We start from the raw sequence: 21,573 nt of genomic DNA, 5'->3' as shown, positions 1-21,573 counted from the left end.
GAAGTCATGGCCAGGACGAAGGTACTCGCCAAGAACGTCGATGACGCCATCCTCCCGCAGCTCTACGCGAGTGCGACCTTGAGCGTGTCAACAACCAATAGCGATGTTGATCTGCTGAAAAAACTGATCGCCGCCCGTGCGCATGTCGAGGATGGCGGGTATCGGGCGCCATCGTGCCTGATCGCCAACACAGAGGGGCTGACCAATCTCAGCCAGCTTGTCAGCGGGTCTTCAATCCTGGACGGGCTGCTCACCGCGGCGAACGTCAACGCACTGCACCGGACCACGCATCTCGAAGGAGCGGACACTGACACGCGCATCGTGGTGCTTGGTCGTAGAAGGCGGATCCCCCAGGGCTCAGCGCCTGACGCATCGCCGGGTGAGGAGCCGGTCGACGTCGCCGTCAGCCTTCCGCCGAGCCTGGAGATCGACGGCGAGACCGGCGGTGGCCAAATACAGCTCACCGCACGGATCCGGTACGCCTTGAGGATCACGGATGACCTCGGCCTCGCCGGCATCTACCACTGAGTCATGTGCACGCGGCCCGAAGCCGTCGGCCGCCCGCCCGCTCGACGATTACCTCGCGCTGTGCAAAGAAGCGTGTGACGGTGAGATCGCGCGGCTGTACGGGCCAGGTGAACGTGACCAGGGCGGCCTCTACGATCTGATCCTCGACTATCCGCTGCGCGGCGGGAAGGCGCTGCGGCCTGCGTTGAGCATCGCGACATGCCTCGGGCTAGGCGGCCATCTCGAGGCGGTGCTCCCTACGGCGGCCACCCTGGAGCTCTACCACAACGCATTTCTGATCCACGATGACATCGAGGACGAATCCTGGTGGCGGCGAGGCAAACCCACCTTGCACATCGACCACGGTGTCCCGATTGCGATCAATGTCGGCGACGCCATGCTCTCGCTGTCACTGCAACCACTGCTCGACAACGTCGAGCGGGTGGGACTCGGACCCGCACTGCGTATTCTGCGGGCGGTCGCCAAGATGACCCGCCTGACCGTCGACGGCCAGGCGCTGGAACTCGACTGGGTGCGCGCCAACAGTTGGCGGCTCGACGACGCCGACTACCTGAAGATGGTGGAACTGAAGACCAGTTGGTACACCTTCATCACCCCGTTGCAGGCCGGAGCCATCGCTGCGGGGGCACGCCCCGAGCGGATGGCGCCGTTGGAGTCCTTCGGACGGCATCTCGGCGCCGCCTTCCAGATCACCGACGACCTGCTCAATCTTCGGGGCGACCCGCAGGAGTACGGCAAGGAGATCGGCGGGGATCTGTGGGAAGGCAAACGAACCCTGATGCTGCTGTACACCCTGCGGCATGCCGAACCGAAGGATCAGTCTCGCGCCCTGGCGATTTTGGCCAAACGCCGCCCGAGTCCTGACGGTGAGGGGCTGACCGACTTGCTCGATCGGCTGGCGGCACAAGGCGAATTGTCCCAGTCGGGGCGCGACGAGCTCGAGGCTCGCCTGCAGAGCCACCATCCCTCGGAGTGCAAGAGCATCAGCGACATTCGCTGGCTGTTCGACTTGATGCACGACGTCGGGTCGCTGCGGCATGCACGCGATGTCGCCGCGACACATGCGCATCGGGCAGCCGCGGAGCTGGCAACGCTCGATTGGTTCCCACACAGCCGGCACCGCGACGTGCTGGCCGATCTCGTGGACTACGTGCATGGGCGGACGAGATGACGCCCGAACAGATGGCCGGCATGCTGGCAGAACTGGAGCGAGTCCGGGAACTCACCCTCGACGTCATCGAGCGAGAAACACCACACTTGCATCCGCCGGCTCCAGACGAAGCCGACGGGACGCACCGGTCGATCTTCGACCTTCTGATCGGCGTGCGTCGCGCGGTTCTCGGCAATCCGGCGGCCGCTCGCAGGCTGCACGACCTGCTCGTCGCCGAGGGACGCCGCTACGCCGACACCCCACGCGGAGCGCGGCTGCGCGACGGACTGGCTGGGTCCGAATCGGTGGAAAACCTGCGCAGGGTATGGGAGATGGTGAGCCTCAATGCTCTCGGCGGCCCCACCGCGCCCAGCGGAACCCCGGACGCGTGGGCTGATCTGCTGGTCGACACCCTCGTCGGACTCGGCCTCGACGACACCACCCTGGCACGGCTGCGGCCCGAGGGGTTTACATGACACTCACCGATCCGCGTGACGCACTTGCCGATAAGAGCGATTTCATCGGCTATCTGGTCGGTCTTGCCGCCCTCACCGAGATGGTTCGCGCTCTGGCCTCCGACACCGATCCCGGCGCCGCACCGGTACACGACTGCGACGACTTCGGGTACGCCCTGCTGGGGCTCGCCAGCATAGGCTCGGCCGTCGAGCGAATGGCGGCATGCTCTGCCCACCAACTCCATACGAGCCCCACCGGGGAATCGGCAGCCCCGGCAACACGGTTCCTGCGATGAGCGCCGCACTCGCACGTTGCGACTTCCTGCGAACGCCGATCTTGGCTGCCGCCCGGCCCGCGGGTTTCAAGGAGTGGCATCACTTTGTGATCCACGGTCACGGCGTGCGAGTGCTGATCAACTTCAGCCTCAACAACGAAGTCTTCGGAACCGACGGCGTACGGCCGGCACCCCGCGTCATCGTGATCGCGCACGACGAGAACTGGACCGGTGCCATCGACCGGTTCGACGGGCATGCGATCGAATTCTCGCCGGATCTGGGTGACCTGACGATCGGGAACTGCCGGATGACCGTTCAGGCCGACGGCTACCGTGTGTCAATAGATCTGCCTGAGAACGCTATTCAAGGTGAAGTGCATTTCGCCGCGACCAGCGAGCCGTTCGTGGTTCGCAACGAACCGGCGGGTGACGGCCGGATCAGCTGGCTGTTCGTGCCACGACTGCGCGCTACCGGCTGGCTGCACATCGGCGGCAGACAGCACCGATTCGCCGACGATCTTGCCTATCACGACCACAATTGGGGCCGGTTCCGGTGGGGCGACGATTTCGGCTGGACGTGGGGCACCATCTTGCCCACTGCCCCCGAAGACCCGTGGTCGATGGTGTTCGTCGAGATAACCGACCGCAACTGGCTGCGGTCGGTATCGCGATCGCTCTACGTCTGGCGCCACGACGAACCCGTCGCGATATTTCGGCACGCGGCCGTCCAGACCCACTCGATTGGCAGACTCAGCCGCCCGGCGGATTGCACCCTTCCCCCGCCGATGCGGCTGCTGCTCGACGGAGAGATTCCGGGCGTGCCGGAGCGTGTGGTTGTCACCGCGGCACGTGCGGGCGATTCCGTGCACGCCGAGTTCCATTCGCGTTCCTATGCTCGCTTGGCGCAGCCGAGCGAAGCGCGCCCAGACCGGTCGACCGTGCTGTGTGAGACCGACGGGATGGTCCGGGTGAGCGGCACGATCAAGGGCGAGGACTTCACCTTTGTCGGAACCGGTGTATTCGAGTTCCTCTATGGCTGAACAGGTGTCGTCGCTCCTCCGGCGGTCAGTGGACCATCTCGCTGTCGATGTCCCCGCCAGTTACCGGTTGCTGGTTGCCGAACTCGGTCCACTGATCGTTGAACTCGACGTCGGTGACGACATCTTCTCTGTACACGCCGGCGGTGAACGATTCGAGGTGTCGGACGGCCGCGCGCAGTCAGCCGGCGTCCGGGTCCGAACGTCACGAACCGCCATTCTCGATTTGATCGACGCCAAAGTCGGACTCGACGACGCCGTGGAGGCCGGCGTGGTGTCCGTACACGGCTGTCTCGATGACGTCGAGCGCGCCCACGACACATTGCGGGCATACATACACGGTGCCGTCCGGGCGGCCTCGGTACCCGGGCTGCTGTCGGAACTGCGGGCAGGCGCGCCATGACCGACCCAGGCATTACGACCCCGGCGTCCTGCAAGCGCCGTCCAACCGTAGCGGTGATCGGCGCCGGCATCGCGGGGCTCACCGCCGCTCAGGAACTCGCCGAGCGCGGTTTCGTCGTCACGGTGTATGAAGCAGAGCATGACGAGCGAAATGGGCTGGGCGCCAAGTTCGCCGGGGCATACCCGCCTGTCAAGCTCGGCGGTCTCGCCGCCTCTCAATATTCGACGGTCGGCACACACAACGGCAGCCACGCCGAGCTGCGCCCCTTCCCCGGCCGTCGGGGCCATCCGCCGGCGCCCGGACGGGCGGTGCCTGGCGAGCATGGCTTTCGCTTCTTTCCCGCTTATTACCTGCATATCTGGGACATGTTCCAGCGCATACCCGTCTACCAGAACACCCGTCGATCCGACGGCACCTCACACTGGACGCCGACCTCGCGCACCGTCTACGACAACGTGCGCCGAGTAGTCACCCAGGGAGCCACCGCAGACGGTGAGCCGTCACTTGTATTTCCTCGCGAACTTCCGCGCAGCCCGGCCGAATTCCTCAGTGTGCTGTCGCAACTCACGACTTTTGGGTTCGCCCCAACCGACATAGCGACCTACCAGAGCAGACTGCTTCGCTACCTTGTCACCAGCCCTTTACGTCGCAGGTTCGAACTGCAGAACGTCTCGGCATACGACTTCTTCGTTGGACATGACCCCCAGACCGGAACGGACAAATACTCCTACACCGCGCAATGCGACAAGCTATTGCGCCAAATGCCACGGGTTTTGGTCGCCCTCGACTCACGGTGGGGTGACGCGCGCACGAACCTCAGCACGAATCTCCAGCTTTACCTGAGCATGGACCGTCGCGACAACAAGGCCGACGGAGTGCTCAACGGCCCCACCACCGAATCGTGGTTCGACCACTGGTACCACCACCTCATCGCACTCGGCGTCCGCTTCGTCCACACGGCGGCGACCCGGCTTGACCCACCGACATTGGACCTCACACAGCCACCGCATCTGCGCCCACGCGCCCAGATCACGTTCGCCAACGGCACCCGGGTGACCGCGGACTACACAGTCGTCGCCGTCGACGCACCCGCTGCCGAGTACCTCGCCACCGCATTGCACGCGGCAGGCACCGGCGGTACTGCGGCCAAGCTGGAAGGCTTCACCACCACGGCTCCGCCACCTGATGGCCCGCTGCAACCCTCTTCCACCCGACCCAAACAGTGGCGGGATCCCTACTCGATGGACGAACTGGGTCGAGTGCCATGGGATCGTTTTCAGACTTTGTGCGGGATCCAGTACTACTTCGACACAGAATTCCAGCTCGTCCGAGGTCACATGCTGTATGTCGGCAGCCCATGGGCCCTGTCGTCGGTCAACCAAACAGGATTATGGGAAAAGCGCCCGATTCTGGATCGCGACGGACACGTCTCGGTGCTGTCGGTCGACATCGGCGATTTCAATACCCCCTCTCCGCACGTGCTCGACGAATCCGGCCGCGCGAAAGCAGCACGCGATTGCACGCCAGATGAGATCGCTTGCGAAGTATGGCGCCAGATCATCACCGCGCTGGCAGGCGACTCGGGATCAGCCGGACAAGGGGTGGTGCCGAGCCCGATGTGGTACGCACTCGACCGCGGTCTCGTCATGGCAGGTGGACCCGGTCAGGGCCAGGGCCGGGTGGTCCGCAACAAGACTCCGTATCTGGTCCCCATCGTGGGAGATTGGGGCAACCGGCCTGGTACCGAGCCGTGGAATCCGCACGGGACGTCATGGAGTTTCATCCCGCCGGAGGACGTGTGGCTCGAGAATCTCGAACAGGCCAACGTCTGGCAAGCGCGTCACGGCGGCTACCAAGTGCACAACAATTCGGTGGTCTTCGCCGGCACATGGAACAAGACGTTCACTCGGTTGACGTCGATGGAGGCCGCGTGCGAGTCGGGCCGCCACGCAGTCAATGCCATTCTCGACCACTACATCTGGGTTGAATCGGGCGGCGTCGACCGCCGGGAGAAGAGTCCGCCGCTGAAGTGGGTGTTCCCGTACGGCTTCCTCGATCAAAGTCTGTCCAGTCCGATCCGGATGCCGACACCGGCCGGCGATTACTGCTATGTGTTCGACATCGAGAACCGAGAGCCGGCCGACACCCGCCCCCTCCGCAATATCGATTCAGACTTTTGCGAGCGGTCACTGCCACACCCCTTGGACATCGTGGCGCCATACCCGCTCGGCGCCTCAGCGCTTCCGACCGCACCAGCAGGAGGTTAAACAATGTTCACACCGTCACCGTCGCCCGATTATCTTCAGCAGCTGTTCGCCTATCTCCAAGCCGGACAACAGCTTCTGCAGCAATGGGCCACCATGTCCGGAGCGCCTCAACTTCCCACGAATGCCTTCATGCCGCCCCCTTCGACGGCGGCTGCATATCCCATACCCACCATGCCGTTGCCGGCACAGCCCGCACCGGACTACGCACAACAGTTGTTCGGCTACCTCCAGGCCTGGCGGCAGCATCTCGAGCAGATGGCACCCACACCACCGGCGCCCGCCCAGTCCCCTGCCGCGGCACCGCTCTTCGGCGCTCCGCTTCAGGCCACTCCCCACCCTGCTCATGGTGGCGGGCCAGACATCCCCACCAAGCCCGACGACAACGGGAGCAAGAGCAATGTGTTGAAGACCCAGAATTCGGGGCCGACGCCGCCACCGGAGGTGGTGTCGGTCGGACCCGCCGTTCGAAACTCAACGCAGGTACCCGATTCGAAGCGGCTGGAGATCCTGATCCCGCCCTACCTGGATACCGGAAACCAGATCGACCGCCTCGGCCAAGCCATCGTCGCGGAGAGCCCGGACACGTCATCCGCGCAGGCGACGGCCGTCCGCCACTCGTCGAACATAGCCAGCCCGCGAGCCGCGTCGGCATTCACCAGTGCGATGAGTCGGGTGAACCCGGCATCCGTGCAGCCGATCAACGCCAAATCGCTTTTCTCTCAAGCCGGCTTCGACACCCCGTCCGGCTAAGCGGTATTCACTCCATCAACCCGGCCGCGACCGTCGCGCCGAGATTCCAGCACGCCTCGAGATCATCCTTGGTCGGCTTGCCGGACACGATGACCGTCTCGGCGGCTCGCACCCAGCCCAGCCCGGCGGCGATGCCGTCGACGGCACGCTGCGCCCCCTCGGTGCCCTCGTTACCGTGCAGATAGACGCCGAACGGACGACCTCGGGTGGAATCCAGGATCTGGTAGTAGGACTGGTCGAAAGCGTGTTTGAGCGCACCGCTGATGTAGCCGAGATTGGCGGGGCTACCCAGCAAGTAAGCGTCCGCATGGAGCATGTCGGCGGCCGAGCACGTCAGTGCCGGCCTGCGGATCACCTCGACTCCGTCGATCTCCGGGTCGGTCGCACCGGCGAGCACGGCCTCGAACATCTCCTGGCAGTGCGGCGACGGCGTGTGATGCACGAGCAGTAGACGCTTCATTTCCGACACCATGGATTCCCCCGCGCTCACGTCGCCGTCGGAGTCAGGACGATGACCGGGATCTGACGCGTCGTGCGTGTCTCGTAGTCGGCGAAGTACGGATACATCTGCACCAGTCGTCGCCAGAGCTCGTCGCGCTCATCGGCGTCGGCTTCGGTGGCATTGACCGGCACTGTCGTCTCCCTGACCTGAACCTGCGCAGAGGGATTGGCTTTCACGTTCAGCCACCACACTGGGTCGGTGTCGCTGCCCGAGTAGGCCGCCGCGATGACGAACCGGTCGCCGTCCTCGATGTAGATCAGCGGCACGGTCCGCGACTTGCCGGTCTTTCGTCCGGTCACGGTCAGCAGCATCGTCGGATACTTCGGGTTCTGGGCCTTGCCGCCGCTCACCCGGTACGCCGCGGAGTGCAGTCCGCTGACCGCCCGGGTCACCGGTCGCATGGCCGGGCGCCGCAGCACGTTACTCACGGCGTTGAAGAGACGCGCCCCCGGGGAATCAGTCGTCACCGCGTCACCTCCGCGTGCATGGCAACGGCTTTGCGCATCGTCTCACGGGCTCGGCTGCGATCTCCCGCATAGTCGTAGGCCCGCGCCAACCGGTACCACCGCTGCCAGTTGTCCGGATCGGCTTCCAGCTCGGCCCGCACCGTGTCGAACAGCGCGTCCGCAGCGTCGCGCTCGATACGTCCCGACGGCGTCCGCGGCAGCTGGCTCACATCAAGTTCCATCCCGGCCTCGACGGCCAGCCGCGCCAGCCGCTGATGGGCGAATCCGGCGCGCAATGTGGCCACCATCGCCCACACCCCGACGATCGGAAGGATCAGCACCCCGATGCCGAGCGCGACCGCGACCGGAGTTCCGGTGCCGATCAAGGTGATTCCGGTGCGGCCCAGCAGCAGGAAGTAGACCACCAGGGCCGCACACATCAGGCCGATCAGGAGCTGGATACGCAGGGCGGGGTTCACAGGTCCAGCAGCGGTTCGATTCCGATGGTGAGGCCGGGCCGGGTGGCGACCTGGCGGACTGCGAGCAGGACACCGGGCACGAACGACGTGCGGTCCAGGCTGTCGTGCCGGATGGTCAGCGTCTCCCCGAGCGTGCCGAACAGCACCTCTTGATGTGCGACCAGACCGGTCAGCCGAATGGAGTGCACCGGCACCCCGTCGACGTCGGCGCCGCGAGCTCCATCCAAGCCGGTACTGGTGGCATCAGGGTTGGGCGGCAAGCCTTTTCGCGCCTCGGCGATCAACCGGGCGGTACGGGTCGCAGTGCCCGAAGGAGCGTCGGCCTTGTGCGGGTGGTGCAACTCGATGACTTCGACGGATTCGAAATAGGGCGCGGCCTTCTGCGCGAAATGCATCGACAACACGGCGCCGATCGCAAAGTTGGGGGCGATCAGAACCGCTGACTCGGGGTGGTCGGCCAACCACGACCGGACGGTGTCCAGGCGCTCGTCGGTGAAGCCGGTGGTGCCGACGACGGCGTGGATCCCGTTGTCGATGAGGAACTTCAGGTTGTCCATCACCACATCGGGATGGGTGAAGTCGATGACCACCTCGGTGTCATTGTCGGTCAACAGCGACAGCGCATCACCGGCGTCGACCTCGGCGCTCAGCGTCAGGTCGTCGGCCGCGCGGACGGCGTCGCACATCGTGGTTCCGACTTTGCCTCTGGCTCCCAGGACCGCAACTCGCATACCTGCAGCCTAACGAGGCACCCCCGCCGTCATCTCAATGCACCAATCACCGTCCGCCACGGGTTGCTAGCACTTACCATCGGTCTGGGGAGGTCGGGGATGTTCAAGAAATCTGGATTGGCCGTAGCAATCAGCGCCGCGTTGATCGCGGCAGCGCCGGTGGGCAATGCCGCCACGGTGCTGACGATCGAGGGCGGTTTCGTGGGGATGCAGCACTTGGTGCACTTCGTGCCCACCCAGCTGCACGGCGACCTGTGTAAGAGCCCGAATCATTGTCAGCCCGTCGACTACTTCGCGTTTCCCACCAACGCTTTCACCGCTCAGGGAGCGACGAACGTGCAGCAGGCAATCGCGCGCCTGCCTGCTGACGAGCAAATCGTTCTCTTCGGCCACAGCCAAGGCGGACAGGTCGTGTACGCCGACCTGCGCAGGTTTGCCGCGGACCCGGCCACTGCACCCGATCCGTCCCGGCTGACCTGGGTCTCGATCGGCAACCCGGAGAATCCGTACGGGGGTCGGCGACCCAAGACCGAGAGCTCGACCACCCCCTGGCTGCCGGTGGACACCGCCTACACGGGCACCGAGGTCATCCGCCAGTACGACGGGTGGGCTGACTGGCCGGACGACACCCGCAACCTGCTCGCAGTCGCCAATGCGTTGGCCGGAATGTTCTCCATCCACACCAACTACCGCAACGTCGACCTCAACGACCCGAACAACGTGAGGTACACACCGGACGTGGCCGGGCAGCCGGGCAATGTCACGTATGTCTGGGTGCCGACGAAGACACTGCCGCTGGTCGCCTGGGCCGGACCACTGGCCCCGGCGCTGGACAAGAAACTGCGCCCGATCATCGAGAAGGCCTACCACCGGCCGGTCGACATACCCGATCCGCATGCGCCGGCCAGCGCGTCCAAGCGCACTGCCACCAAGGTCGCAAAACCGGACAGTAAGCCGAAACCGAAGTCGTCGACGGCGTCTTCGGCGCGCCGAAAGTAACGCCACGGCGATGGTCGGCGCGGTTTCCCGCCGTGGCGTTACGTTGGGCGCCAGGGGCATTGGCACGCTAGAGCGGAGCGGCACCGCGCAGGTGCTCGAAGATCAGCGACGTCTGGGTTCCCGCCACGTCGGCGTCGGAGTTGAGGTTCTCGACGACGAACGAGCGCAGGTCGTCGGTGTCACGGGCGGCCACGTGGATGATGAAATCGTCGGCGCCGGCCAGAAAGTACACGTCCATCACCTGTGGTTTGCGCCGGATGTGCTCGATGAAGCTGAGGATTTTTCCGCGGGCGTTGGATTGCAGGCTCACCGAGATCATCGCCTGCAACGACAGCCCGATCGCAGCGGGATCGATATCGGTGTAGAAGCCGCGGATCACGCCGATGTCCTGCAGCCTGCGCACCCGCCCGTGGCAGGTCGACGGTGCAATACCGACAGCGTCCGCCAGTGCGCTGTTGGAGATGCGCGCGTCCGCGTGCAGGGTGGCCAGAATCCGTCGGTCGACGTCGTCCAGCTCAGCCCGAACATCCTTCGGCGACATCGCCGGACGAGCATCGGATCTCGACGATTCTTCACTCATGCGTGCAATCTATCGAATCTTCACCAATTCGATTGCATTCCACTCGAATTTTCTTCACACTCTTGCTAAGCCAATTTCCAATCGAGGAGCGATCATGCGCGTCGGTGTCCCGACCGAGATCAAGAACAACGAATACCGCGTCGCCATCACCCCGGCCGGCGTGTCCGAACTGGTCCGACGCGGTCACGAGGTCATCGTCCAGGCCGGCGCCGGTGAGGGTTCCGCCATCCACGACGACGACTTCAAGGCCGCCGGTGCGCAGATCATCGCCGGCGCCGACCAGGTGTGGGCCGAGGCCGATCTGCTGCTGAAGGTCAAGGAGCCCATCGAGGCCGAATACGGCCGGATGCGCAAGGACCAGACCCTGTTCACCTATCTGCACCTGGCCGCCTCCCGCCCGTGCACCGATGCCCTGCTGGCATCCGGCACCACGTCGATCGCCTACGAGACGGTGCAGACTGCCGACGGAGCGCTTCCTCTGCTGGCCCCGATGAGCGAGGTCGCAGGCCGGCTCGCCGCGCAGGTTGGCGCCTACCACCTGATGCGCACCCAAGGCGGTCGCGGCGTGCTGATGGGCGGCGTTCCCGGCGTGGCCCCGGCCAAGGTCGTCGTCATCGGCGGCGGAATGGCCGGCGACAACGCCGCCGCCGTCGCGTGGGGTATGGGCGCACACGTCACCGTGTTCGACCTCAACATCAACATCCTGCGCAAGATCGATGCCGAGTACGGCGGAGCGATCGAAACCCGCTACTCCTCGCGACTCGATCTCGAGGACGCTGTCAAGCAGGCCGATCTGGTCATCGGCGCCGTGCTGGTCCCGGGCGCCAAGGCCCCGAAGCTCGTCACGAATGCGACTGTGGCACAGATGAAACCGGGTGCGGTGCTGGTGGACATCGCCATCGACCAGGGAGGCTGCTTCGAGGACTCCAAGCCCACCACGCACGACGACCCGACCTTCCGCGTGCATGACGCAGTGTTCTACTGCGTGGCGAACATGCCCGGCGCTGTCCCGCGCACCTCGACGTACGCACTGACCAACGCGACCATGCCGTACGTCATCAAGCTCGCCGACAAGGGCTGGCAGGCCGCATGCGGATCCGATCCGGCTCTCGCCAAGGGCTTGTCCACCCATCACGGACAGCTGCTCAACCACGAGGTCGCCAATGACCTCGATCTGCCCTATACCGATCCGGCCGGCCTGATGGCCTGAAAACCTCAGTGAGCCACCAGCTCACTACTGCACAGCGAACCGGGACTGCTCACCGCAGCGTCCCGGTTCGTTGGTCTTACATCCCAGCCGGCGGATGGCCGAGGCAGATAAGCGCGCCCAAGGGATCTTTGATCGCTGCCAAGGTTCCGTACGGCGTCTCCTCGACGGGCATCAGCAGCTGCGCACCGAGTGACTCGGCCTGCTTCGCCGTCGCCGCCACATCGTCGACGGTGATGTACACCTGCCAGAACGACGGCACCTCAGCGGGCATCAGCTTGGCTGCGTCCATGATTCCGGAATATGCACTCTCCCCGGCGAATACCTGGCCGTACCGTTCCGGGCCGATGGCGTCCGGGGCGCCACCGGTACCGATTTCCTCGATCCGGGCGCCCAGCACGGCGCGGTAGAACGCCAGTGATGCGTCGTAGTCCTTGCTCTGGCATTCGAACCAGTACGGCGTTCCGTGCTCACCCCACTCGGTGAACCCGGGATGTGTTCCGGGCTGCCAGAATCCGATCACCGCGCCGGCCGGATCGGTCACCACCATCATCGAGCCCAGATCACCGACCGCCATCGGGGGCACCATCACCGTCGCGCCCGCGGCCTCCGCCGCCGCGACGGTGGCGCTCCCGTCGGTGGTGTGCAGGTACACCGACCAGATGTTCGCCGGTCCCTCGCCCATCGGCGGGATCAGCCCGGCCACCCGCTTACCGTTGCGGGTGAAGTTCTGATAACCCCCGAACTCCGGGTGCGCCGGTCCCTCGAGCTCCCAACCGAAGATCTCCCGATAGAACTCCGCTGCTCGCTCGGGATCGCTGCTCATCAGGTCGAACCAGATGGGCGCCCCGACCGGGGCGGCGTACTCACTCACGATGGATCCTTTCGGCTGATGTCGTCGGTCTTCAGTACTGACATCCGGCGGGACGGAAACTCATCGCGGGCGCGTCACCTCCGGCAACGCCAGCGTCGCCACCTCGGCGATGAGCTGACGCAACGGCGCGGCCTGCGCATCGTCGGATTGTGTGCGGGTCATGATCGCCAGCAGAACGCGTTCGCCGCCCGGCCCGAACGCGATCCCGACGTCATTGGTGCTGGCGAAGTCACCGGAACCGGTCTTGTCAGCGGTCGTCCAGCCCGCAGGCAACCCAGCCCGCATGCTCGAGGTGGTATTGGCACGCATCCAGTCCTCGAGCTGCTTGCGGTGCGATCCGTCGAGAACGTCTCCGGTCAACACCCGGGCCAACCCACCGCCGAGCGCCCGCGGCGTGCTGGTGTCGCGCGGATCGCCGGGAAGGGCCGTATTCAGCTCGGTCTCCCAGCGGTCCAGCCGGCTGCGATCATCCCCGATCGACCGGGCGAAGGCGGTGATGGCCGGCGGTCCGCCGATGGCCCGCAGCAACATGTTGGCCGCGGTGTTGTCGCTGACTTGCAGCGCCGCCGCGCACAGATCTGAAATAGCCATGGGCTGACCGGCATTGGGCTCGGTGCGCGGGGAGTTGGGTTTCAGTTCCGCCGGGTCGACCAGCACCGTGTCCGTCAGCAGCAACTCCCCCGCCTGCGCCTTCTGCAGCACCCGAGCCGAAAGGTAGGCCTTGAACGTCGAGCACATCGCGAACGGGTCGCCGTCTCGGTGAGCCAGATCCAGCTTGGAATCCAGGTTCTGGGCGTAGAGCCCGACGAATGCGTTGTGCCGCTTCTCCAGATCGGCGATGCGCTGCCCGACGGGCGGCAACGGCTCGGCCGGGTCACTCAGAGTCGGATGGGCCGGTGAGGACTTGACGCCACAGGCCGCGAGAACGGTCGCCGCAGTGCCAGTGATCAGAAGGCGTCGCCGAGACAGGCTCATCGGGCGTCGCCAGCCAATGCCGCCACGATGTCGGTTGCGCTGCCCCCGCTGATCTCCCGCCACGCGGTGCCCGCCCACAGATTGGTTCCGTGCGGATCGCCCGCGGCGACGGCGGCGCGGCGCAGCGGCCCGGTCATCTGGTTGACCTCCGGATAGCCCAGCGGTGCCACATCGTCATAGCGGGCGGTGAAGTCATTGGCCAGGCCGCGCGCATACCGCCCGGAAAAGGCCCGTGTCACCACCGTTTCGGTGAAGTTCTCATCGGTCAGCGCTGCGCGGTGGGCTGCGTTGGTGCCGGCCTCCTCGGCCAGCAGGAACGCGGTGCCAGCCTGCGCCGCGGCCGCTCCCCCGTCCAGCACCCGCCGGACATCCGCCGCACCGGACAGACCACCCGCTGCGATCACCGGCAGGTCGTAGGCCGCGACGATCGCCGACAGCAACGAGTCCAACGGCTCATCGCCCGGCCGGACGACGGGATCGAACGTCCCGCGATGGCCGCCCGCTTCCGGGCCCTGCACCACCAGAGCCTCGGCGCCCGCGCCGGCAGCGACCCCCGCCTCGTCGAGGCTGGTGACCGTCACCGCAACCAGTACGCCCCGATCACGCAGACGGGCAATGATTTCCGGTGCCGGGCAGCCGAAGGTGAACGAGGCCACCTCCGGTGCGGTATCGGCGACCACGTCGAGTTTGGCCTGCCACCCGTCGTCGTCGGGATGGGGCCGCGGGATCTCGGCACCGTAGTGTTCGGCAAGTGGGGCGAGCAGGTCGCGGTAGCGCTCCAGCTCATCGGCATGTGCCGCCGACGGCTGCGGCACAAAGAGGTTCACGCCGATTGGTGCCGACGTCAACGCGCGGGCGCCGGCAATCACCTCGGCGAATCTGTCCGCTGGCAGGTAACCGGCTGCTACGAAACCCAGACCGCCGGCGTCGGACACCGCGGCCGCCAGAGCGGGCGTGCTCGGACCGCCTGCCATTGGTGCACCGAGAATCGGTAACGCCAAATCCTGCAGGCTGAAAGGCACGGCTAGCTCCTGATCGTCCGAAGTTGCTGCGGCAGAGATCGTTTGGATTTGTGTGGCCCCAGGACGGCTGCACCGAACGGCTTGTTCAGCACCTGGCGGGCGACCGCATTGACCTGATCCAGGGTGACTTCATCGATGCGCTCCAGAGTGCTCGCGACGCTGCGGTACTCACCGTAGTTCAGCTCGCTGCGACCGAGACGGTGCATGCGTGACGCCGAGTCCTCCAGGCCGAGCACCAGTCCGCCGCGGATCGAACCCTTGGCGATGCGGCATTCCGCCTCGGTGATGCCGTCACGCGCGACACCCTCGAGAACCTCGGTGGTCAACCGCACCACCTCGTCGAAGCGCTCCGGAAGGCAGGCCGCATACACCGACAATGCCCCGGCATCCGAGAAGCTGTCAACCGAGGAGTACACCGAATAAGCCAGCCCGCGGTTCTCCCGAATCTGTTGGAAGAGTCGGGAACTCAATCCACCGCCGAGGGCGGTGTTGAGCACCGATAAAGCCCAGCGATGTGGCCAGTGCCGCCCCGGTACCCGAACACCCAGCGACAGATGGGTCTGCTCGGCGTCACGACTGATCAGCTCCAGCCTGGGCGCGCCGGCCGGCCGGCCGGTGCCCTTGCGCGGAGCCTGCGGTGTTCGGCCCTTGACCAGATGTGCGCCGAAGTGCTTGCGCACCAACCGGACTACCTCGTCATGATCGATGTTGCCCGCGACCGCCACGACCATCCGCTCCGGGGTGTAGCGGCGCACATGGAATGAATGGAGCTGCGATCGGGTCATTCCCGACACCGAATCGACGCTGCCGATCACCGGCCGTCCGACCGGGTGGTCACCGAACATCGCCGACAGGAACACGTCGCCCAGGGCGTCTTCAGGATCGTCGTCTCGCATCGCGATCTCTTCGAGCACCACGTCGCGTTCCAGTTCGACGTCGTGCGGTGCGCACACACCGTTGAGGACCACGTCGGCCACCAGATCGACGGCCAACTCCAGATCGTCGTCCAGAACGTGGGCGTAGTAGCAGGTGTGTTCCTTGGCGGTGAATGCGTTGAGCTCACCGCCGACAGCGTCGACGGACTGCGCGATCTCCACAGCGGTGCGACGCGGTGTCGCCTTGAACAGCAGGTGCTCCAGGAAGTGCGCAGCACCGGCGACTGTCGGACCTTCGTCGCGGGAACCGACGTTCACCCAGACGCCCACCGAGGCCGAGCGCACCGAAGGCACATACTCGGTGACGACCCGCAGACCACCGGGAAGAACGGTGCGCCGCACCGCAACCGGCGCCTCGCTGGAGAGGCGCCGGCCGCGGCGAAGTGCGGGGCCGCTAGCTGCTGGCGGTCGCGGCATCGGCATCAGCGGGTGCCGGTGCAGCGTCCTCGGGAGCGTCTGCCCCGTCTTCGGACACCAGGATCAGCGAGATCTTGCCGCGGTTGTCGATGTCGGCGATCTCCACACGGAGCTTGTCACCGAGCTTGACGACATCCTCGACCTTGGCGATCCGCTTGCCCCTGCCCAGCTTCGAGATGTGCACAAGGCCATCGCGACCCGGGAGCAGCGAAACGAACGCACCGAAATCGGTGGTCTTGACCACCGTTCCGAGGAACCGCTCGCCGACCTTGGGCAGCTGCGGGTTGGCGATCGCGTTGATCATGTCGATCGCCGCCTGCGCCGACGGGCCGTCGGTGGCGCCGACGAACACGGTGCCGTCGTCCTCGATGGAGATCGACGCGCCGGTCTGCTCGGTGATCGAGTTGATCATCTTGCCCTTGGGGCCGATGACCTCGCCGATCTTGTCCACCGGCACCTTGATGGCGGTGACGCGGGGCGCATACGGGCTCATCTCGTCGGGCTCGTCGATGGCCTCGGCCATCACCTCGAGGATCGTCAGGCGAGCGTCCTTGGCCTGAGCCAGAGCGCCGGCCAGCACCTGCGAGGGAATGCCGTCCAGCTTGGTGTCCAACTGCAGAGCGGTGACGAAGTCCTTGGTGCCCGCGCACTTGAAGTCCATGTCGCCGAAGGCATCCTCGGCACCGAGGATGTCGGTCAGCGTGACGAACCGACGCTCTCCGTCGACGTCGTCGGACACCAGGCCCATGGCGATTCCGGCAACCGGGGCCTTCAGCGGCACACCGGCGTTCAGCAGCGACAGCGTCGAAGCACACACCGAGCCCATCGAGGTGGAACCGTTGGAGCCCAACGCTTCCGACACCTGGCGAATCGCGTACGGGAACTCTTCGACACTGGGCAGCACCGGCATCAGAGCGCGCTCGGCAAGCGCGCCGTGGCCGATTTCCCGACGCTTCGGGGAGCCGACGCGACCGGTCTCACCGGTCGAATACGGCGGGAAGTTGTAGTGATGCATGTAGCGCTTGGAGGTCTCCGGCCCGAGCGAGTCGATCTGCTGAGCCATCTTGACCATGTCGAGAGTGGTGACACCCATGATCTGGGTCTCGCCGCGCTCGAACAACGCGCTGCCGTGCGCCCGCGGGATGATCGCGACCTCGGCGGACAGGGCGCGGATGTCGGTGACGCCGCGGCCGTCGATACGGAAGTGGTCGGTCAGGATGCGCTGGCGCACAAGCTTCTTGGTCAGCGAGCGGTAGGCCGCGCCGATCTCCTTCTCGCGCCCGGCGAATGTCTCGCTGAGCTCTCCGAGGACCTCGTTCTTGATCTCGTCGGTGCGCTCGTCGCGCTCCTGCTTGCCGGCGATGGTCAGCGCCTCCGCCAGCGGGCCGGCGGCCACGTGCGAAACGGCGGCATACACGTCGTCCTGGTAGTCCGGGAACAGCGGGTAATCGGCGACCGGCTTGGCGGCCTTGTCGGCCAGCGCCTGCTGCGCGTCGCAGAGCGCGGCGATGAACGGCTTGGCGGCTTCGAGGCCTTCGGCCACCACGGCCTCGGTCGGTGCGCCCGCGCCACCGGCAATGAGCTCGATGACGTTGTCGGTGGCCTCGGCCTCGACCATCATGATCGCGACGTCATCGCCCGCCTTGCGGCCCGCGACGACCATGTCGAACACCGCTCCCTCGAGCTGCTCGACGGTCGGGAACGCCACCCACTGGCCGTTGATGAGGGCGACGCGGACGCCGCCGACCGGACCGGAGAACGGCAGGCCGGAAATCTGGGTGGACGCCGACGCGGCGTTGATCGCCAGCACGTCGTACAGATCCTTGGGATCCAGGCTCAGGATCGTGACCACGACCTGAATTTCGTTGCGCAGGCCCGAGACGAACGTCGGGCGCAGCGGGCGGTCGATGAGCCGACAGGTCAGGATCGCATCGGTGGAGGGACGGCCTTCGCGGCGGAAGAACGAGCCGGGGATGCGCCCTGCGGCGTACATCCGCTCCTCGACGTCGATCGTCAGCGGGAAGAAGTCGAAATGATCTTTGGGGGTCTTGCTGGCGGTGGTCGCGCTCAGCAGCATGGTCTCGTCGTCGAGGTAAGCGACGACGGAACCCGCGGCCTGCTGCGCCAGCCGACCGGTCTCGAAACGTACGGTGCGGGTGCCGAAGCTCCCGTTGTCGATGACGGCGGTCGCTTCGAATACGCCTTCGTCGATTTCAGCTACAGACATGGATGCCCGTTCAGCCTTTCTGAATTCACTGTTCAGCTGTTTCGCGTCATCACAGGTGAGTCCAGTCGGCTACGGCCGTCGATCGAAGCGGCCGGGCGCTCCCCAATCGTTTGGGGCCCGGCAGCCACTACCGAAGACCGCCCGATCAGGGAAGCTTCGCGTGTGACACGCAGGAACGGGACACGCGGATATGCATGCACCGCACCCGTTGTTCGAGCCGAAACCCGGCTCGCAACGCCCCTATGTTACACGGCGGGTCGTGCGCCTCAGCGGCGCAGACCGAGCCGCTCGATCAGTGAGCGGTAGCGCGCGACGTCCAGGTCGGCGACGTACTTGAGCAGCCGGCGACGGCGGCCGACCAGCAACAGCAGACCGCGCCGCGAGTGGTGGTCGTGCTTGTGCTGCTTGAGGTGCTCGGTGAGATCGGCGATGCGCTTGGTCAGCAGCGCCACCTGGGCTTCCGGCGAACCGGTGTCGGTCTCGTGCAGACCGTACTGGCCCAGGATTTCCTTCTTCTGTTCGACGGTAAGCGCCACGAAAACATCTCCATCACATCGGTGCCGCGCGGGAAACAAGTCGAGAAGTACGTGGGCCGCCGCGGACTGCAGCACCGCCGTATCGATCGCCGACTCTAGCAGCGTGAGCACCACGAACCGAAATCGCCGAGGGCCGCCCCTTGACAACATACAACCATTTGGTTGTATGTTGGACCGGTGACCGTAGCTGCCGAAGACCGTGCGGACGCCCTGTTCCACGCTCTCGCCGACCGGACCCGTCGCGACATCATGCGCCGGGCACTGGCCGGTGAGCATTCGGTGTCCGCGCTCGCGCTGAAGTACGACATGAGCTTCGCCGCGGTGCAAAAACACGTCGCCGTCCTGGAGAAGGCCGGCCTGCTCACCAAACGGCGCCACGGCCGCGAGCAGTTGGCCAGCGGTGACGTCACCGCCGTGCGATCCGTGGCGGCAATGCTCACCGAACTGGAAGAGGTCTGGCGCGGCCGCATCGGCCGCATCGACGACCTGATCGCATCCGAGAAGAAGGAGGACTAGCTGATGCCTGTTACCGACGTGAAGCACGATCTGGAGAACCTGACGCTGACCATCACCGCCGATTTCGCGGCACCGGTACAGCGGGTCTGGCAGATCTACGCCGACCCTCGTCAGCTGGAGAAGGTGTGGGGACCGCCCTCGCATCCGGCGACCTTCGTCGACCACAGCCTCACCCCCGGCAGCCGGGTCACCTACTACATGACCGGCCCGGACGGCGAGAAATACGCTGGGTACTGGGACATCACCAGCGTCGACGAGCCCAGGAGCTTCGCGTTCCGGGACGGGTTCGCCGACGCCGATCTGAACCCGAACCCCGATATGCCGGTTTCGGAGAACACCTACACCTTCACCGAACTGGGCGGCGGCACGCGCGCGGTCTACGTCAGTACGTTCGCCTCCGCCGAAGGCCTGCAGCAGGTACTCGACATGGGCGTGGTCGAGGGTTCCACGTCGGCGATCAACCAGATCGACGACCTGCTGGCGTCCTGAGGGCGATCAGTCCTGCGCGGACAGGATCGCGCGAGCTTTCTCGGTGTCCTTGCCCATCGCCTGGATGAGGTCGTCCACCGAATCGAACTTGAGCTGGCCACGCAGCCGGGCGACGAAGTCGACCGCAACATGCTGGCCGTACAGGTCGGCGGCGGTGTCGAGGACAAACGCCTCCACGGTGCGGGTACGCCCGGAGAACGTCGGGTTGGTGCCTACCGACACCGCGGCCTGATACCGCTCCCCCGGAATCACCGAGCCGGTCACCGGGCCGTGGCCCAGCACGGTGAACCACGCCGCGTACACCCCGTCGGCCGGAATCGCGGAGTACATGGGCGGCGCCACGTTGGCCGTCGGGAAGCCCAGCACCCGGCCACGGCCGTCGCCGCGCACCACCACGCCTTCGACGCGGTGCGGGCGGCCCAGTGCCTCGGCGGCCGTCACCACGTCGCCGGCGTCGACACAGGAACGGATGTACGTCGACGAGAACGTGACGGTTTCGCTCTGGTGGTGTTCGGCGACCAGGGAGAGGCTCTCGACAGCGAAGCCGAAGCGCTCGCCCGCCTTGCGCAGGGTGCCGACGTTGCCGGCCGCCTTCTTGCCGAAGGTGAAGTTCTCGCCGACGATCACCTCGACGACGTGCAGCCGCTCCACCAGCAGCTCATGGATGTAGCGCTCAGGGGTGAGCTTCATGAAATCGGTGGTGAAGGGCACTACCAGGAAAACGTCGATGCCCAATTCCTCGGCCAGTTCGGCACGCCGGGTCAACGTGGTCAGCTGTGCCGGATGGCTTCCTGGGAAGACCACTTCCATGGGGTGCGGGTCGAACGTCATCAGCACCGTCGGGACCCCACGCGACCGGCCGGCCTTGACTGCTCGGCCGATCAGTTCCGCGTGTCCGCGGTGCACACCGTCGAAGACGCCGATGGTCACCACGCATCGGCCCCAGTCCGAGGGGATCTCGTCCTGTCCGCGCCACCGTTCCACGAGGCCAAGCCTACGGCGCGCCGAGTCGCCCGGACACGCCAGATCCCCAGATCAGGTGATGATTGCCTAAACTTTTGGATGTGAGTCCTGACGAGCGCCCCAACCCCGGGGTACACGACCTGACAACGGTCGCGCAGGACTACCTCAAGACGATCTGGTCGGCACAGGAGTGGTCGCACGACAAGGTCAGCACCAAGCTCCTCGCCGAGCGCATCGGGGTGTCGGCCAGCACCGCCTCGGAGTCGATCCGCCGGCTGGCCGACCAGGGGCTGGTGGATCACGAGAAGTACGGCGCGGTGACGCTGACCGAACGCGGACGGCTCGCCGCGCTGGCGGTGGTCCGCCGGCACCGGCTGTTGGAGACGTTCCTGATGCGCGAGCTCGGCTACAGCTGGGACGAGGTGCACGACGAGGCGGAGATTCTCGAGCACGCCGTCAGCGACATGATGCTCGACCGGATCGACGCCAAGCTGGGTCATCCCGTTCGCGACCCGCACGGTGACCCCATCCCCTCGTCCGACGGCCGGGTCCCCACACCACCCGCCCGGCAGCTGTCGGCATGCGTCGACGGCGAACTCGGCACCGTGGCACGGATTTCCGATGCCGACCCCGAAATGCTGCGCTATTTCGACACGGTGGGCATCAGCCTGGACTCGCGGCTTCGGGTCCTCGCGCGGCGCGACTTCGCCGGCGTCATCTCGGTGTCGGTCGAAGCGCCCGACGGCGCAGCAAACACCGTCGATCTGGGAAGCCCTGCAGCACAAGCGATTTGGGTCGTCGGCTGAAAGA

At 65.8% G+C, this 21,573-nt stretch carries 23 protein-coding genes and 1 pseudogene; 12 read left to right on the top strand and 12 right to left on the bottom strand.

Features of this window, described 5'->3' with window-relative positions; genetic code table 11:
- Positions 1-6 precede the first annotated feature (6 nt).
- The 7 genes and pseudogenes from G6N32_RS09930 (at position 7) to G6N32_RS09900 (ending at position 6,865) form a co-directional block, all read left to right on the top strand.
- Positions 7-528, top strand: coding sequence for a hypothetical protein (locus G6N32_RS09930; protein ID WP_232077587.1), 522 nt, complete (start codon positions 7-9; stop codon positions 526-528).
- A complete protein-coding gene (locus G6N32_RS09925) occupies positions 497-1,699 on the top strand; it encodes a polyprenyl synthetase family protein (RefSeq protein WP_115319455.1) in 1,203 nt (400 codons plus the stop codon). The genes G6N32_RS09930 and G6N32_RS09925 overlap by 32 nt, the downstream gene beginning before the upstream one ends.
- Positions 1,696-2,154: a hypothetical protein gene (locus G6N32_RS09920; RefSeq protein WP_115319454.1), complete on the top strand. Its 459-nt coding sequence runs from the start codon at positions 1,696-1,698 to the stop codon at positions 2,152-2,154. The genes G6N32_RS09925 and G6N32_RS09920 overlap by 4 nt, the downstream gene beginning before the upstream one ends.
- A complete protein-coding gene (locus G6N32_RS09915; protein WP_115319453.1) occupies positions 2,151-2,429 on the top strand; it encodes a hypothetical protein in 279 nt (92 codons plus the stop codon). The genes G6N32_RS09920 and G6N32_RS09915 overlap by 4 nt, the downstream gene beginning before the upstream one ends.
- The gene (locus tag G6N32_RS09910; RefSeq protein ID WP_115319452.1) at positions 2,426-3,448 is read left to right on the top strand and encodes a hypothetical protein; all 1,023 of its coding nucleotides are present in this window, start codon (positions 2,426-2,428) and stop codon (positions 3,446-3,448) included. Before G6N32_RS09915 ends, G6N32_RS09910 begins: the two co-directional genes overlap by 4 nt.
- On the top strand, positions 3,441-3,848 hold the full coding sequence (locus G6N32_RS09905) for an SCP-2 sterol transfer family protein (RefSeq protein WP_115319451.1): 408 nt from the start codon (positions 3,441-3,443) through the stop codon (positions 3,846-3,848). The genes G6N32_RS09910 and G6N32_RS09905 overlap by 8 nt, the downstream gene beginning before the upstream one ends.
- Positions 3,845-6,865 (top strand): annotated as a pseudogene (locus G6N32_RS09900) (FAD-dependent oxidoreductase). The gene G6N32_RS09905 and the pseudogene G6N32_RS09900 overlap by 4 nt, the downstream one beginning before the upstream one ends.
- Positions 6,866-6,872: 7 nt before the next feature.
- Here the strand turns inward: G6N32_RS09900 and G6N32_RS09895 are convergent.
- Genes G6N32_RS09895 through dapB form a run of 4 tightly spaced genes read right to left on the bottom strand, consistent with a single transcriptional unit; the run spans position 6,873 to position 9,023 of the window.
- Positions 6,873-7,325 (bottom strand): flavodoxin family protein, encoded by a 453-nt coding sequence (locus tag G6N32_RS09895; RefSeq protein WP_115321049.1) that lies wholly within the window; start codon positions 7,323-7,325, stop codon positions 6,873-6,875.
- A gap of 26 nt (positions 7,326-7,351) precedes the next feature.
- Positions 7,352-7,834 (bottom strand): nitroreductase family deazaflavin-dependent oxidoreductase, encoded by a 483-nt coding sequence (locus tag G6N32_RS09890; protein WP_147292007.1) that lies wholly within the window; start codon positions 7,832-7,834, stop codon positions 7,352-7,354.
- Positions 7,831-8,253 (bottom strand): tetratricopeptide repeat protein, encoded by a 423-nt coding sequence (locus G6N32_RS09885; RefSeq protein ID WP_115321048.1) that lies wholly within the window; start codon positions 8,251-8,253, stop codon positions 7,831-7,833. Before G6N32_RS09885 ends, G6N32_RS09890 begins: the two co-directional genes overlap by 4 nt.
- Positions 8,254-8,288: 35 nt before the next feature.
- Positions 8,289-9,023, bottom strand: a complete 735-nt coding sequence (gene dapB, locus G6N32_RS09880) for a 4-hydroxy-tetrahydrodipicolinate reductase (protein WP_115319449.1) — start codon at positions 9,021-9,023, stop codon at positions 8,289-8,291.
- Positions 9,024-9,122: 99 nt separating this feature from the next.
- On the opposite strand from dapB, the gene G6N32_RS09875 reads away from it, so the two are divergent.
- Complete coding sequence (locus tag G6N32_RS09875; RefSeq protein WP_115319448.1) at positions 9,123-10,022, top strand: PE-PPE domain-containing protein; 900 nt, start codon at positions 9,123-9,125, stop codon at positions 10,020-10,022.
- Positions 10,023-10,089: 67 nt separating this feature from the next.
- Here the strand turns inward: G6N32_RS09875 and aldR are convergent, their stop codons facing one another.
- Positions 10,090-10,602 carry an HTH-type transcriptional regulator AldR gene (aldR, locus tag G6N32_RS09870; protein WP_115319447.1) on the bottom strand — a complete coding sequence of 171 codons (513 nt, stop codon included), beginning with the start codon at positions 10,600-10,602 and terminating at the stop codon, positions 10,090-10,092.
- Positions 10,603-10,696: 94 nt separating this feature from the next.
- Here aldR and ald point away from each other — a divergent pair, with 94 nt between their 5' ends.
- Positions 10,697-11,812, top strand: a complete 1,116-nt coding sequence (gene ald, locus G6N32_RS09865; protein WP_115319446.1) for an alanine dehydrogenase — start codon at positions 10,697-10,699, stop codon at positions 11,810-11,812.
- A gap of 76 nt (positions 11,813-11,888) precedes the next feature.
- Here ald and G6N32_RS09860 read toward each other — a convergent pair whose 3' ends face one another.
- The 6 genes from G6N32_RS09860 to rpsO form a co-directional block, all read right to left on the bottom strand.
- Entirely contained in the window at positions 11,889-12,683 is a 795-nt protein-coding gene (locus G6N32_RS09860) for a VOC family protein (protein WP_115319445.1), read from the bottom strand.
- Positions 12,684-12,743: 60 nt separating this feature from the next.
- A complete protein-coding gene (bla, locus tag G6N32_RS09855; RefSeq protein WP_115319444.1) occupies positions 12,744-13,658 on the bottom strand; it encodes a class A beta-lactamase in 915 nt (304 codons plus the stop codon).
- Entirely contained in the window at positions 13,655-14,680 is a 1,026-nt protein-coding gene (locus tag G6N32_RS09850) for a nitronate monooxygenase (protein WP_115319443.1), read from the bottom strand. The genes bla and G6N32_RS09850 overlap by 4 nt, the downstream gene beginning before the upstream one ends.
- 2 nt (positions 14,681-14,682) lie before the next feature.
- Complete coding sequence (locus G6N32_RS09845) at positions 14,683-16,032, bottom strand: M16 family metallopeptidase (protein WP_115319442.1); 1,350 nt, start codon at positions 16,030-16,032, stop codon at positions 14,683-14,685.
- Positions 16,010-18,259 (bottom strand): polyribonucleotide nucleotidyltransferase, encoded by a 2,250-nt coding sequence (locus G6N32_RS09840; protein ID WP_115319441.1) that lies wholly within the window; start codon positions 18,257-18,259, stop codon positions 16,010-16,012. The genes G6N32_RS09845 and G6N32_RS09840 overlap by 23 nt, the downstream gene beginning before the upstream one ends.
- A 266-nt stretch (positions 18,260-18,525) precedes the next feature.
- A complete protein-coding gene (gene rpsO, locus G6N32_RS09835; RefSeq protein ID WP_115321047.1) occupies positions 18,526-18,795 on the bottom strand; it encodes a 30S ribosomal protein S15 in 270 nt (89 codons plus the stop codon).
- A 177-nt stretch (positions 18,796-18,972) separates the two neighbouring features.
- On the opposite strand from rpsO, the gene G6N32_RS09830 reads away from it, so the two are divergent.
- Positions 18,973-19,311 carry an ArsR/SmtB family transcription factor gene (locus G6N32_RS09830; RefSeq protein WP_115319440.1) on the top strand — a complete coding sequence of 113 codons (339 nt, stop codon included), beginning with the start codon at positions 18,973-18,975 and terminating at the stop codon, positions 19,309-19,311.
- 3 nt (positions 19,312-19,314) lie between these two features.
- Positions 19,315-19,800, top strand: a complete 486-nt coding sequence (locus G6N32_RS09825) for an SRPBCC family protein (protein ID WP_115319439.1) — start codon at positions 19,315-19,317, stop codon at positions 19,798-19,800.
- Between the two features lie 6 nt (positions 19,801-19,806).
- Here the strand turns inward: G6N32_RS09825 and G6N32_RS09820 are convergent, their stop codons facing one another.
- Entirely contained in the window at positions 19,807-20,784 is a 978-nt protein-coding gene (locus tag G6N32_RS09820) for a bifunctional riboflavin kinase/FAD synthetase (protein WP_115319438.1), read from the bottom strand.
- 80 nt (positions 20,785-20,864) lie between these two features.
- Here G6N32_RS09820 and mntR point away from each other — a divergent pair, with 80 nt between their 5' ends.
- Complete coding sequence (gene mntR / locus G6N32_RS09815; RefSeq protein ID WP_115319437.1) at positions 20,865-21,569, top strand: manganese-binding transcriptional regulator MntR; 705 nt, start codon at positions 20,865-20,867, stop codon at positions 21,567-21,569.
- Positions 21,570-21,573 lie beyond the last annotated feature (4 nt).

Origin of the sequence: Mycolicibacterium aichiense (assembly GCF_010726245.1) — a bacterium.
Classification (GTDB): domain Bacteria; phylum Actinomycetota; class Actinomycetes; order Mycobacteriales; family Mycobacteriaceae; genus Mycobacterium; species Mycobacterium aichiense.
Note: the sequence above shows the minus strand (reverse complement) of the source record. Positions and strands in the feature narration are given on the sequence as shown.

Bases quoted from the DNA above. Each gene is read 5' to 3' on its own strand.
- G6N32_RS09930 (WP_232077587.1), top strand. From the start codon at position 7: ATGGCCAGGACGAAGGTACTCGCCAAGAACGTCGATGACGCCATCCTC.
- G6N32_RS09925 (WP_115319455.1), top strand. From the start codon at position 497: ATGACCTCGGCCTCGCCGGCATCTACCACTGAGTCATGTGCACGCGGC.
- G6N32_RS09920 (WP_115319454.1), top strand. From the start codon at position 1,696: ATGACGCCCGAACAGATGGCCGGCATGCTGGCAGAACTGGAGCGAGTC.
- G6N32_RS09915 (WP_115319453.1), top strand. From the start codon at position 2,151: ATGACACTCACCGATCCGCGTGACGCACTTGCCGATAAGAGCGATTTC.
- G6N32_RS09910 (WP_115319452.1), top strand. From the start codon at position 2,426: ATGAGCGCCGCACTCGCACGTTGCGACTTCCTGCGAACGCCGATCTTG.
- G6N32_RS09905 (WP_115319451.1), top strand. From the start codon at position 3,441: ATGGCTGAACAGGTGTCGTCGCTCCTCCGGCGGTCAGTGGACCATCTC.
- G6N32_RS09895 (WP_115321049.1), bottom strand. From the start codon at position 7,325: ATGAAGCGTCTACTGCTCGTGCATCACACGCCGTCGCCGCACTGCCAG.
- G6N32_RS09885 (WP_115321048.1), bottom strand. From the start codon at position 8,253: ATGTGTGCGGCCCTGGTGGTCTACTTCCTGCTGCTGGGCCGCACCGGA.
- dapB (WP_115319449.1), bottom strand. From the start codon at position 9,023: ATGCGAGTTGCGGTCCTGGGAGCCAGAGGCAAAGTCGGAACCACGATG.
- G6N32_RS09875 (WP_115319448.1), top strand. From the start codon at position 9,123: ATGTTCAAGAAATCTGGATTGGCCGTAGCAATCAGCGCCGCGTTGATC.
- aldR (WP_115319447.1), bottom strand. From the start codon at position 10,602: ATGAGTGAAGAATCGTCGAGATCCGATGCTCGTCCGGCGATGTCGCCG.
- ald (WP_115319446.1), top strand. From the start codon at position 10,697: ATGCGCGTCGGTGTCCCGACCGAGATCAAGAACAACGAATACCGCGTC.
- bla (WP_115319444.1), bottom strand. From the start codon at position 13,658: ATGAGCCTGTCTCGGCGACGCCTTCTGATCACTGGCACTGCGGCGACC.
- G6N32_RS09845 (WP_115319442.1), bottom strand. From the start codon at position 16,032: ATGCCGCGACCGCCAGCAGCTAGCGGCCCCGCACTTCGCCGCGGCCGG.
- G6N32_RS09840 (WP_115319441.1), bottom strand. From the start codon at position 18,259: ATGTCTGTAGCTGAAATCGACGAAGGCGTATTCGAAGCGACCGCCGTC.
- G6N32_RS09825 (WP_115319439.1), top strand. From the start codon at position 19,315: ATGCCTGTTACCGACGTGAAGCACGATCTGGAGAACCTGACGCTGACC.